The organism is Xanthobacter aminoxidans (genome assembly GCF_023571765.1).
Taxonomy (GTDB): Bacteria; Pseudomonadota; Alphaproteobacteria; order Rhizobiales; family Xanthobacteraceae; genus Xanthobacter; species Xanthobacter aminoxidans.
This window is the reverse complement of record NZ_JAMJXC010000004.1, coordinates 104930-117705: the sequence shown is the minus strand read 5'-3', so window position 1 is coordinate 117705 and position 12776 is coordinate 104930. Positions and strand designations below refer to the sequence as shown.

Sequence of the window (12776 nt, the reverse complement as noted above, 5' to 3'; positions counted from 1 at the left end):
ACTCCGTATGGGCAATGGGAAAGGTAGCCGGCCGCCTATTTGACCGGGTAGGGCGTCGCCGCCGCGATGGTCTCGGCGCCGATCTTGAACTTGAGGCCGGCCTTCGCGGTGATGCCGGCGCTCGGCAGGAACTGCTGGTACTGAACGTACTGCTCGTTGAAGAGGTTCTCAACGGAGAGCTGGGCGAGCACGTTCGGGTCCGGCTGGTAGCCGAGATAGACGTTCACGAGGTTGAAGCTCGGCGTCGCCGCGTAGGGGGAATCGGCCGGCAGGTCGGCCGCGGTCTTCGCCGCCACCCACTGCCAGCGCACCGAGACGGTGAGCTTGTTCTCGAAGAAGCGGGCGCCCAGCGTCGCGGCGATGTTGTTGGGCATCACGTTGGCGAGGGGCTGGCCGTTGTTGGTGTTCTCGCCCTCGGACACGGTGGCATTGAAGCCCGCGAACCAGAGGCCGGCGTCGTAATTGCTCTCGAACTCGAAGCCGCGCAGGCGGGCGTTGGCGATGTTCTGATACTGGTAGTTGGCGAAGCTGCCGAACGGCGTCCGGTCGTAGCCCACCAGCTCGATATAGTCCTCCACGTCGTTCTGGTAGACGTTGGCCTTGGCGCGGAACTTGTCCCCCTTGGTGAAGATGTCGTCGAACCGCAAGTTCAGGCCGATTTCCTTGTTCTTGCCGATTTCCGGCCGGAGATACGGGTTCGGCACGAAGCAGAACACGCCGAAGCTGCCATCCGGGCAGAAGACCAGCGGAATGTTCGGCGGGTGCGCGCCGTTCACCAGCGTCTCGGTGACGGCCGGCGCGCGATAGCCTTCCGCGAAGGTGCCATAGAGCGTCACCCACTGCCAGGGCGTGAGGCCCACCGTGATCTTGGGCGAGAGATGGTCGCCGCTGGTAGAAACGCCGTCTCCGCTGAGATTATAGGTGTCGTAGCGCAGCGCGCCGATGGCCTCGAACCAGGTCGAATAATTGGCCTTCCACTGGATGAAGGCACCACCCACTCCCCGCTCGCCGGACGGGTTGTAGCCGTCGCCGAAGCCGTAATTGTCGATATTGTCCACGTCGTCGTAGAAATAGTCGCCGCCGATGGTGATGGCGTTGCGGATGTCGGCGAAGGTGAAGCGCGAGGTGTTGTTGAGGTCGAATCCCAGCGTGTCGATGGTGAAATAGCGGGGGTCGCCGATGGAGCCGGTGATGGAGCTGGGCGTGCCCGCCACCTTCAGCTGGCTCTGCTTCACCCGGTTCCAGTAGATCTGGCTGCGCCAGTCGAAAATGTTGTCGTCGGGGTTGGTGTAGTTCCAGCTCGCCGTCAGGGTCTGGTTGAGAACGGTGGTGCCGTACTGGGTGGAGCCGGCGGGGATGTCGTTGTTCACCAGCGCGGCGTTGTAGGTGGTGTAGTCGGCATCATAGTTGAGGCCGGTGATCTTCACCTCATGGTGGTCGGCCGGCCGGAAGGTGAGCTTGGCGATGCCGGTCCAGATATCCGAGCCGGTGCCGGGCACCTCGTTGCCGTTGCCGTCCGTATAGTCGCCCTGCGAGCGGTAGGTACCGCCGAAGAACAGGTCGATGTTCGGGTTCACCTTCGCCGCCGCGAACAGGGCGGCGTAGCCCATCGGCCCGTTGGAGCCGAATTCCCCGCCGGATTCCACGCCCCAGGTCTGGCCGGGCCTGATGATGTCGTTGGCGTCCTTGGTGCGGAAGGTCACCACGCCGCCGATGGCGCCGGAGCCGTAGATGTTGGCCACTGGGCCGCGCACCACGTCCACGTCCGCCAGCAGCCCCGGCTCAAGGAAGAAGGAGCCGGCGCCGGTGCCGTGGCCGAGCTGGGTGAAGTTCTGCCGCGCGCCGTCGACGAACACCGCGACGCGGCCGTAGTCCTCCATGCCGCGGATGTTGATGGAGGCCTGCGTGGAATTGCCGTTCTGGATGACGGTGGTGCCCGGCATTCCGAAGAAGACGTCCTGCGTCCGCGACGGCATCAGCTGTTCGAGATCGTCCGGGCGCACCACGCTGATGGCGGCCAGCGCATCGATGGCGCGCTCTTCCGTGAAGCTGGCGGCCACCGTGATGGTGTCGAGAGAGATGGTCGTCGTGTCGTCGGTCGCGCCGGCCTCAGGTGCGCTCTGGGCGCGTAAGGGCGTGGCCATGAGGACGGCGCAGAGCGCGACGCCCGCGAGCAGCGCCTCTTTCCCGCGGCGATGCCCTTCGCCCTTGAACACGGCAATGCGCTGCGGTTCTCCCGCCATAATCCTCTCCCGGCTGATGTTCGGAGGCTGGCTGGCGTCGATCCGGAGACCGGGGACGTGGCGGGCCGCAGGCGTGCTGCCTGAGCAGGCGATTTCCTGCGCGGGCGATGTCCTGAGCAGGCGTCTTGCCTGACACGATTTGGCTACCGTCGCGCCATGGAAGCGTCAAGAAGAATACATCCAACTTGCCAATGAACTGAAATAACGTCAGAGACTGTTGCGTGTCTGGCACGTAGATATGTGCCCGTTCGATATTGGAATAAATAAAATAGAGGCGAATCGGTCTCATGAAGACTCGCCATCAGAAAATGGAGTTGCTCTAATTCCATGTTGATCCGGCGTCAGAAAGCTATCCGCGCGTGCCGTCTTGCGGCGCGTCTTGTCAGCCTTGGCGTGGTCGTCGCTGCCCTTCTTGCCGTCGCCGGCCTTGCGCCGCGTGTTGCTGCGGCCCAGCCGCAGGCTTCGCCGCTGCGCATCGTCTCCATCGGCGGCGCGGTGAACGAGATCCTGTTCGCGCTCGGCATGGGTGATCGCGTGGTGGCGGTGGACCAGACCAGCCGCTACCCCGCCGCTGCCCGCGCGTTGCCGGATGTGGGCTATGCCCGCGCCCTGTCGCCGGAGGGCGTGCTCTCGGTGGGGCCCACGCTGATCCTCGCCATGGAAGGCGCCGGGCCGCCCTCCACCATGGAGGTGCTGAAGCAGGCCTCGGTGCCCGTGGTCGTCATTCCGGACGGGCACGACAGGGAGGCGGTGCTGCACAAGATCGCGGCTGTGGCCAAGGCGGTGGGCGCGGAGGAAAAGGGCAGGGCGCTCGCCGCAGAGGTCTCCGACGACTTCGCCGCCCTCGATGCCATGGTGAAGGTGCTGCCGGAGCGGCCGCGCGCGGTGTTCGTGCTCTCCGCCTCGGGCGGCGCGGCGGTGGTGGGCGGCTCGGACACCAGCGCCGACGCCATTCTGAAACTCGCGGGCCTCACCAATGCCATGGCTGAGATCAAGGGTTTCAAGCCGGCGCTGGATGAGGCCGCCATGTCGGCGGAGCCGGAGGCGGTGGTGGTGATGCGCGGCGGCGGGCAGGTGCTCGATGCTGCCACCGTCTTCGCGCTGCCCGCCTTCGCCGGAACACCCGCCGCGCGGGATAAGCGCCTCGTGGCGCTGCCCGGCTCCTATCTGCTCGGCTTCGGCCCCCGCACCCCGCGCGCGGCGCGCGATCTCGCGGCGGCGCTGCACCCGGGCGCGAAGCTGCCGGAGCTGCCGGCCCGACCCTGGAGCACGGAGCCGGACCAATGAGCATGGAAGGCATTGCCATGGCCACGGCGGAGGCGGGAACGCGCGGGCGTCCGGTGACGGCGGGGCTGACCCTGTTCGCTGTGCTGGCGGTTGCGGCCTTCGTGGGCGCGCTCGCCATCGGACCCTTCACCATCGCCCCCGGCCGGGTGTTCGCCGTGCTGTGGGACTGGATCACCGGCGCGGCGCCGGCCGGCTCCCTGCGCGAGCGCATCGTGGTGCTGGACGTGCGCCTGCCCCGCGCGCTCGTCGGCGCGCTGGCCGGCTCGGGCATGGCCGTGGCGGGGGCGCTGATGCAGGGCGTGTTCCGCAATCCGCTCGCCGATCCCAGCCTCGTGGGCGTGGCGCCGGGGGCCGCGCTGGCGGCGGTGGCGTTCGTCGTGTTCGGCGCGCCGCTCGTCGCCTTGCTGCCGCAGCCGCTGCAGGTGGTCGGGCTGCCGCTCGCCGCTTTCGCAGGAGGGCTCGTCACCACCCTCGTCATCGCGCGGCTCGCGGAGCATGACGGGCGCACTTCGGTGGCGACGCTGCTCTTTGCAGGTCTCGCGCTGGGCGCGCTAGCGAGCGCCGGCACGGGGGTGATGGTGTTCCTCGCCTCCGAACAGCAGACGCGGGATTTCCTGTTCTGGACCCTCGGCAGCCTCGGCGGCGCCACTTGGATGAAGGCGGCGCTGGCCGCGCCCTTCGTGCTGGGGCTGCTGGCCATCGCCGTCGGCCTCGCCCGCGGGCTCGATGCGCTGGCGCTGGGCGAGGCGGAGGCGTTTCACGCGGGCGTCAGCGTGGAGCGACTGAAGCGCACCGCCGTCGTCGCCGTCGCGGCGGGGGTGGGGGCTGCGGTGGCGGCCACCGGTGTCGTCGGCTTCGTCGGGCTGGTGGTGCCGCATCTCGCGCGGCTGGTGATCGGGCCGTCCCACCGCGCGCTGGTGCCGGCCTCGGCGCTGCTCGGAGCGGCGGTGCTGCTCGGCGCGGACATCCTCGCCCGCATGATCGCGGCGCCCGCCGAACTGCCGCTGGGCGTCGTCACCGCTCTGGTGGGCGCGCCTTTCTTCCTGTGGCTGCTGCTGAAGCGTCGCGCCTTCGTGGGGTGAGCATGTATCGCGCAGAGAATGTCACCGTCACTGCTTCCGGCCGTCGCCTCGTGGATGGCGCGAGCCTCACCGTTCGGCCGGGGCGCGTCACTGTGCTGGTAGGGCCGAACGGCGCCGGCAAGTCCACCCTGCTCAAGGCCATGTCCGGCGAGCATCGGCTCGCCACCGGGCGGGTGACGCTGGACGGTATCTCCATCCATGACATGCGGCCGCTGGAACTGGCGCGGCGCCGGGCGGTGCTGCCGCAGGCGGCGGAGGTGGCCTTTCCGTTCACCGCCGCCGAGGTCATCACCGCCGGCCTCATGGCGGGGGAGGGGCATGACCGCGCCCGCATCCTGCGCCTGCTGGCGCGGGTGGACCTGCCCGGCTTCGCCGACCGGCGCTATGACAGCCTGTCGGGCGGCGAGCGGCAGCGGGTGCAGCTCGCCCGCATTCTCGCCCAGCTGGATGCGGGAAAGCCGGATGCACCGGGCTATCTCTTCCTCGACGAGCCCACCGCCAGCCTCGATCTCGCCCACCAGCTCACCGTGCTCAACATTGCCCGCGCCCATGCGGATGCGGGCGGGGGCGTGCTGGCGGTGCTGCACGACCTGAACCTTGCCGCCATGGTGGCCGACGAGATCGTGGTGCTCGCGGGAGGGCGGGTCCGCGCGGCGGGGCCGGTGGCGGAGGTGCTGACAGAGCCGGTGCTGGCGGACGCCTTCGGCATCCGCCTGCGAATCGGGGTGGCCCCGCCCGGCCCCTTCATCCTGCCGCAGAACGTGCAGGCGGCTGAGTAGGGGCAGGCAGGGGGGAGCCGGGCTCAGCCCAGCGTGGGCGTAGCTTTGAACTGGGCTTAGCCCAGTTCTTGAGCGGCCTTCAGCACCTCGGCGGCGTGGCCGTCCACTTTCACCTTGGGCCAGGTCTTCGCCACCTTGCCGTCGCGGCCGATGAGGAGGGTGGCGCGCTCGACGCCCATGTACTTGCGCCCGTACATGCTCTTTTCCACCCACACGCCATAGGCCTCCAGCATGGCCTTGTCGGGGTCCGAGCCCAGCGCGAAGCCGAGGCTGTACTTGTCGCGGAACTTGTCCTGCGCCTTCACCTCGTCGGCGGAGACACCGAGGATGTCGGTGTCGGCGGCGGCGAATTCCGCCTTCAGGCCGTTGAAGGCAATGGCTTCCTTGGTGCAGCCGGGCGTGTCAGCCTTGGGGTAGAAATAGACCACCAGCTTGCGGCCCTTGAAATCCTTCAATGAAACGGTACCGCCCCCATCACGGGTGAGCGAGAAAGCAGGCGCCTTGGCGCCAACCTCCGGGAAACTGGACATTCCGCCTTCCTTTCGACGTGTTCGGCGCCATACGGGGCTGCTCAAATGCAAGCCCACAAGATGGCCGCGTTCTTGGGCCAGATGGTATCATCAAGGGAGTTGATCCACCTCATCTTTACGAGACAAGGGCAGGTTAGGGTCATTTCTTGCGGGCCGGCGGCGAATCGAAGCGCACTCCGGAGGGCACCGCGGGACCATCGCCGGGTTGCGGACGAACGGCCGGGAACGGCCGAAGCGGTAGAGGGAAGGTCCAGACGGAATGGAGTTTCGGCAGGAGAGGCCGGCGGGGGCGCGGCGCGAGCCTAAGCGGTCCCGCTTCCGGGGCATTGTCGGTGCGCTGACGCCGCGCAGCCGTGCCGCGCGCCTTTTTACCGGCCTGTGCCTCGTCCTGATCGCCCTCGGCGGCGTCGCTGCCGTCACCCTTTACGCGCTCATCGCCACCGGCATGGTCACCGCCAACCTCGCCACGCCCTATATCGAGCGGGCGCTGGAGGAGCGCATCGGTGGAGGCCACCAAGTCAGCATCGGCGCCACCACCATGGAGACGGTGGGCCATGGCGCCACTGCCGTAGTGGTCCACGACATCCGCGTCACCGGCCCCGACGGCCAGCTCGTCGCCAGCGCACCGAGCGCCGAGGTGGAACTGGAAGGCTCCATCCTCTCGCTCATGCCCAAGGCGCGGCGCATCGACCTCGTGGGCGCGGAAATGACGGTGCGAATCGCCCCGACCGGTCAGGTGGCGGTGGCTACCGGCCGCGGCGCCAAGGCGATCCCCGCCAGCTCCACCGCCCGCTCCGCGGCGGCACCCGCTGCATCCCAGACTGCGACCCCGGCCTCCGCTCCTGCCTCGCCGCCGGACAAGGCGCAACAGGCCGCCGATGCCGCTGGCGCGGATTTCGATCCGCTCAAGCCCGTCGCGCTTGCCCGCTGGATGGCGGACCTCGAAACCGCCGGCTTCGACGGCGGCGCGCTCGCGGACGTGGGCCTCAAGGACGGCACCGTGATCGTGGAGAACGAGGGCGCCGGCCGCCGAATCGTCTTCCAGCACATGAGCGTCCGGCTCGCGCGGCCGCCGGGTGGCGGTGCGGTGCTGACCTTCACCACCCAGTCGCCGCAGGGCGTCGCCACCGCTGTCGCGCGCATCAGCCCGGTCAGCAATGGCGAGCGCGCCATGGACGTGGCCATCCGGAACGTCTCGACCCGCGACCTGCTGCACGCCTTCGTGCAGGACCAGCGGCGCTTCTATATCGACACCCCCCTCAACGCCTCCTTCTCCGCCCGCCTCGCCCTCGACGGCGCGCTCACGTCCGCGGATGCGAGCCTCGATCTCGGCGCCGGCGCCCTCGGCAGTGGCGAGGACCCGGAAGAGCGCTTCGTCATCGACCGCGCCCGCATCGTGGCCAAGCTGGATGTGGCGCGGCGTGTGATCGTGGTCGCTCCCATCGAGGCGGTGAAGAGCCAGAACATCATCGAGCTGGCGGGTGAGATCCGCGTGCCGGCCAAGGCGCAGGAACCGTGGCCGTTCCAGATGGGGCCGAAGCAGGTCGTGTTTCAGGGGCCAGAGATGCCCGAGCCGCCCCTCGTCATCACCAAGGTGGACGTGTCCGGCCGGTTCGATCCGCCCAGCCGCCAGATCGTGGTGGACCAGGGCCTGCTGGGCGCCTCCACCGCCAGCTTCAGCTTCACGGCGCTGTTCGATTTCGGCGTACCGATCCCTTACCTGAAGTTCGACGGCGTCGCCTCTCCCATGCCGGTGGCGACGGTGAAGCGCTTCTGGCCGGTGAACATTGCGCCTCCCGCCCGTCAGTTCGCGGTGGAGAACGTCTCCGGCGGCACGGCGGAAGGCATCGCGGTCGCGGTGAAGCTGCCGCTCGACCTCATCGGCCAGAAGCAGGTGCCGCTGCCTGAGGACGGCGTGCGCTTCACCATCACCGGCAAGGGCGTGACGATCCGGCCGGTGAAGGGACTGCCGCCCATCACCAATTCCAGCCTCGCCATCCTCGTCACCGGCCGCTCGGTGCGCATCACCATGCCCGACGGCACAGTGGTGACGCCGCAGAACCGCAAGATCGCGGTGAGTGACGGCGTGATGCTGATTCCCGATTATTTCCCGCGCGAGCCCTCCGCGCAGATCCGGGTGAATTTCAACGGCCCCGCCGACGCCGGCATCGAAGTGCTGGGCATGGAGCCCCTGAAGGGGCCGCAGGGCACCGCCTTCGATCCCTCCACCACGCGCGGCCGCCTCTCGGCGCTGCTGCAGGTGAACATGATCTTCCGCAAGGTGCCGCTGCCGGAGGATCTCGACTATTCGCTGGAGGCGAACCTCACCGACTTCGGCGTGGACAAGGTGTTCCGCGGCCAGAGGCTGGAGGGCGCGACGGTGAAGGCGTTCGCCTCGCCCGCCGGCATCGTTCTGCGCGGCGAGGGCAAGCTCGCCGGGGCGCCGCTCGCCTTCGAGTACGAGAAGAAGAAGGACGTGGCCGATTCGGACATCCGCGTCTCCGCCACCCTCGACGATGCCGCCCGCGGCAAGCTGGGCGTGGACATTCCCGGCGTCAGCGGCCCCGTGGGCGTGCGGGTGGTGGGCACCACCAACAACAAGGACACGCGGGCGAGCATCGAAGGCGACCTGACCCAGGCGCGGATCGCCGATCTCATTCCCGGCCTCAGCAAGCCCGCCGGCAAGCCGCTCAAGGCGCGCTTCACCGTGAACGACAAGGGCAACTCCGTCCGCCTCGACGACATGGTGATCGACGGCTCGGGCACCCTACTCAAGGGCAACATCGAGCTGGCCGACAGCGGCGACCTGATGGGCGCGAACTTCCCGACCTTCCAGCTCTCCGACGGTGACAAGGCCTCGGCCAAGGCGGAGCGTGTCGGATCGGTGCTGAAGATCCGCATCACCGGCGAGGTGATGGATGCCCGCGGCATCATGAAAAGCCTCGTCAGCGGCCCCCCCACCGACAAGCGCAAGTCGCAGGACGTGGACGTGGAGGCGCGCATCGGTGCGCTTACCGGCAACAACGGCGAGGTGCTGCGCCAGTTCGATCTCTCCACTACGCGGCGCGGCGTCGAGATGCGGGATTTCACCCTCACCGCCAAGACGGGTCGGGACGGCACGGTGGCCGGCGAGATGCGCACCTGGCAGGGCCGCGAGCGGGCGCTGCAGATCACCACCTCGGACGCTGGCGCGCTGTTCCGCTTCCTAGACATCTACGCCAAGATGCAGGGCGGCGAGGCGTGGCTGGTGGTTGACCCCCCGCGCAGCGACAACACGCCGCAGGAAGGCGTGCTGCACCTGAGTGACTTCTCCATCAAGGGCGAGCCCGGCCTCGAGCGCCTCTCCAGCGCCGCCCGCGACAGCTCCGGCCGCATCGAGAACGGCACCGCCGCCTTCGAGAAGGCGCAGGCCCAGTTCTCCCGCTCCACCGGCAAGATCGTCTTCAAGGAAGGCGCCATCTGGGGCCCCTCCGTGGGCGCGACCTTCGACGGTTCGCTGGATTTCGCCGCCGACCGCATCAACATGCGCGGCACCTTCGTGCCGGCCTACGCCCTCAACAACATCTTCTCCAAGCTTCCGGTCATCGGCCTGTTCCTCGGCGGCGGGCCCAACGAGGGCCTGGTGGGCGTGACCTTCGAGGTCGTCGGCCCGCTGTCCACCGGTCCGACCCTGCGCATCAACCCCATCTCGGCCGTGGCGCCGGGCTTCCTGCGCAAGATCTTCGAATTCCGCGATTCGACCGGAACGCCACCGACTCGATAGCCCTTCCAATGCCCCGACGGGACGGGGGAGGCGAAAGTGGAAGCCCCGCCCATGGGGCAATCGTGCGACGGTCTCATGAAACCGCCCCAAGGTGCGACGCTTTGCCCAAACGCCCCTTGCGATGGCCCACGGCACCCCTCACACTCCCGGCCCATAAACATAATTGGCAGGAAACGAATTGAGGGTGGGATAGATGCTGGCTCTGGTGCTCATCATCGCCTGCGGCCTCTTGGCCGTGGCGTACGGCGTATGGACGATCAAAGGGTTGATGGAGGCGGATCCGGGAACCGCCAGGATGCAGGAGATCGCATCCGCCATCGCTGAAGGCGCGCAGGCCTATCTGCGCCGGCAATACACCACCATCGGCATCGTGGGTGCCGTCATCTTCATCCTCGTGGGCGTGTTCCTCGGCTGGCTGGTGGCCATCGGCTTCGCGCTGGGGGCCATCCTCTCCGGCCTTGCCGGCTTCATCGGCATGAATGTGTCGGTGCGGGCGAACGTGCGCACCGCGCAGGCGGCGACGCTCTCGCTGGCCGGCGGACTCGACCTCGCCTTCAAGGCGGGCGCCGTCACCGGCCTTCTGGTGGCCGGCCTCGCGCTGCTCGGCGTCAGCGTCTACTACCTCATCCTCACCGGCTTCCTCGGTTTCGCGCCGAACAGCCGCACGGTGGTGGATGCACTTGTGGCGCTGGGCTTCGGCGCCTCGCTCATCTCCATCTTCGCCCGTCTCGGCGGCGGCATCTTCACCAAGGGTGCGGATGTGGGCGGCGATCTCGTCGGCAAGGTGGAAGCCGGCATTCCCGAAGACGACCCGCGTAACCCGGCCACCATCGCCGACAACGTGGGCGACAATGTCGGCGACTGCGCGGGCATGGCGGCCGACCTGTTCGAGACCTATGCGGTGACGGTGGTCGCCACCATGGTGCTCGCGGCCATCTTCTTCGCCGCCAATCCGGCGACGCTCGCCACCATGATCGTCTATCCGCTGGCCATCGGCGGGGCGTGCATCCTCACCTCCATCGCCGGCACCTATTTCGTGCGGCTGGGGGCGAACTCCTCCATCATGGGCGCGCTCTACAAGGGCCTCATGGCGACGGCGGGCTTCTCCATCATCGCGCTTGCCGTGGTGACATGGCTGCTGCCGGGCTTCGGGCCGATCCAGGGGGTGGCCTATTCGGGCACGAGCCTGTTCCTGTGCGGCCTCGTCGGCCTTGCGGTGACGGGGGCCATCGTGGTCATCACCGAGTATTACACCGGCACCGGCTATCGCCCGGTGGTGTCCATCGCCCAGGCGTCGGTCACGGGCCACGGCACCAACATCATCCAGGGCCTCGCCGTCTCGCTGGAATCGACGGCGCTGCCCACCATCGTCATCATCGCCGGCATCCTGTGCGCCTATGGCCTCGCCGGCCTGTTCGGCATCGCCATCGCCGCCACCACCATGCTCGGCGTCGCCGGCATGATCGTGGCTCTCGATGCCTTCGGCCCGGTGACGGACAATGCTGGCGGCATCGCCGAGATGGCGGGCCTTCCGAAGGAGGTGCGCCAGTCCACCGACGCCCTCGACGCGGTGGGCAACACCACCAAGGCGGTGACGAAGGGCTACGCCATCGGCTCCGCCGGCCTCGGCGCGCTGGTGCTGTTCGCCGCCTACAGCCAGGACCTCAAGTTCTTCATCGCGCAGGCAGCGCCGGGCTCCTACTTCGCCGGCGTCACGCCCAACTTCTCGCTCGAGAACCCTTACGTGGTGGTGGGCCTGCTGTTCGGCGGCCTCTTGCCCTTCCTGTTCGCCGCCATGGGCATGACGGCGGTGGGCCGCGCGGCGGGCGCCATCGTGGAGGAGGTGCGCCGGCAGTTCCGCGAAAAGCCGGGCATCATGGCCGGCACCGAGAAGCCGGACTATTCCCGCGCGGTGGACATGCTGACCAAGGCGGCCATCAAGGAGATGATCATCCCCTCGCTGCTGCCGGTGCTCTCGCCCATCTTCTGCTACTTCGCCATCTACTTCGTGGCGGGCGGCGGCGTGGCGGGCAAGTCGGCGGCCTTCTCGGCGGTGGGGGCGATGCTGCTCGGCGTCATCGTCACCGGCCTGTTCGTCGCCATCTCCATGACGTCGGGCGGCGGCGCGTGGGACAATGCCAAGAAGTCGTTCGAGGACGGCTTCGTGGACAAGGATGGCGTGCGCCACATGAAGGGCTCGGAAGCCCACAAGGCCTCCGTCACCGGCGATACCGTGGGCGATCCCTACAAGGACACGGCGGGCCCCGCCGTGAACCCCATGATCAAGATCACCAACATCGTCGCGCTGCTGCTGCTGGCGGTGCTGGGGCACTGAACCGCCCCGGTTCGCCGGGGTTAACACCAAGGCCGCCTGTCCCTGCCGGGGCAGGCGGCGTTTTTGCGCGGGGGGCTATCCTGAGTTCCTACATCACGCCGCAGACCCTGCTCCACATCCTCTATCTCGTCGCCATCGTGGCTGAGGCGATGACGGCGGCGCTCGCCGCCGGACGGCGGGAAATGGACTGGGTGGGCGTGTTCCTGCTCGGCTGTGTCACCGCGCTGGGCGGCGGCTCGGTGCGGGACGTGCTGCTCGGCAACTACCCGCTCTCGTGGGTGGCGCACCCCTCCTACCTCATCGTCACCGGCGGGGCGGCGCTGGGCACCGTCTTCCTCGCCCGCGTCATGGACCATCTGCGGCAGGTGTTCCTCTTTCTCGATGCGGTGGGCCTCGTGGTGTTCACCGTCATCGGCTGCAACGTGGCCATCGGGCTGGGGCTGCCGGTCATCGTGGTGATCGCGGCGGGCATGATCACCGGCTGCGTCGGCGGCGTGCTGCGGGACGTGCTGTGCAACGAGGTGCCGCTGCTGTTCCGCGCCGAGCTTTATGCCACTGTCTCGATCCTGACGGGGCTGCTCTACGTGGCCGGGCCGCTGGCCGGGCTGCCGCAGCCGCTCACCATGGCCATCGCCATGGCCGCCGGCCTGACCCTGCGCCTGCTGGCCCTGCGCTTCGGCTGGAGCATGCCGAAATTCGTCTACACGCAGGATCTGCATTAGCGCCTGCATGGCGCGAACGTTGCTGCTAGCCTCTT

General features: G+C 68.3%; 8 protein-coding genes. 6 read left to right on the top strand and 2 right to left on the bottom strand.

Going from position 1 to position 12776, the window contains the following annotated elements; genetic code table 11:
* Positions 1-35: 35 nt before the first annotated feature.
* Positions 36-2243, bottom strand: a complete 2208-nt coding sequence (locus tag EJ105_RS08380; protein ID WP_250165973.1) for a TonB-dependent hemoglobin/transferrin/lactoferrin family receptor — start codon at positions 2241-2243, stop codon at positions 36-38.
* A gap of 393 nt (positions 2244-2636) precedes the next feature.
* Here EJ105_RS08380 and EJ105_RS08375 point away from each other — a divergent pair, with 393 nt between their 5' ends.
* From EJ105_RS08375 to EJ105_RS08365, 3 genes are read left to right on the top strand one after another with little or no spacing between them, the layout of a single operon-like run.
* Positions 2637-3530 (top strand): heme/hemin ABC transporter substrate-binding protein, encoded by an 894-nt coding sequence (locus EJ105_RS08375; protein ID WP_250165972.1) that lies wholly within the window; start codon positions 2637-2639, stop codon positions 3528-3530.
* Positions 3527-4612 (top strand): FecCD family ABC transporter permease, encoded by a 1086-nt coding sequence (locus tag EJ105_RS08370; protein ID WP_250165971.1) that lies wholly within the window; start codon positions 3527-3529, stop codon positions 4610-4612. The genes EJ105_RS08375 and EJ105_RS08370 overlap by 4 nt, the downstream gene beginning before the upstream one ends.
* Before the next feature lie 2 nt (positions 4613-4614).
* On the top strand, positions 4615-5391 hold the full coding sequence (locus tag EJ105_RS08365; RefSeq protein WP_250165970.1) for a heme ABC transporter ATP-binding protein: 777 nt from the start codon (positions 4615-4617) through the stop codon (positions 5389-5391).
* A gap of 56 nt (positions 5392-5447) precedes the next feature.
* On the opposite strand, the gene EJ105_RS08360 is transcribed toward EJ105_RS08365, so the two are convergent.
* Positions 5448-5921 (bottom strand): peroxiredoxin, encoded by a 474-nt coding sequence (locus EJ105_RS08360; protein WP_024279184.1) that lies wholly within the window; start codon positions 5919-5921, stop codon positions 5448-5450.
* Positions 5922-6180: 259 nt separating this feature from the next.
* Between EJ105_RS08360 and EJ105_RS08355 the strand changes: the two genes are divergently transcribed.
* The 3 genes from EJ105_RS08355 (at position 6181) to EJ105_RS08345 (ending at position 12741) form a co-directional block, all read left to right on the top strand.
* Positions 6181-9684 (top strand): DUF3971 domain-containing protein, encoded by a 3504-nt coding sequence (locus EJ105_RS08355; protein ID WP_250165969.1) that lies wholly within the window; start codon positions 6181-6183, stop codon positions 9682-9684.
* Between the two features lie 193 nt (positions 9685-9877).
* Positions 9878-12019: a sodium-translocating pyrophosphatase gene (locus EJ105_RS08350; protein ID WP_024279182.1), complete on the top strand. Its 2142-nt coding sequence runs from the start codon at positions 9878-9880 to the stop codon at positions 12017-12019.
* A 92-nt stretch (positions 12020-12111) separates the two neighbouring features.
* Positions 12112-12741, top strand: coding sequence for a trimeric intracellular cation channel family protein (locus EJ105_RS08345; protein ID WP_038193482.1), 630 nt, complete (start codon positions 12112-12114; stop codon positions 12739-12741).
* Positions 12742-12776: the final 35 nt, after the last annotated feature.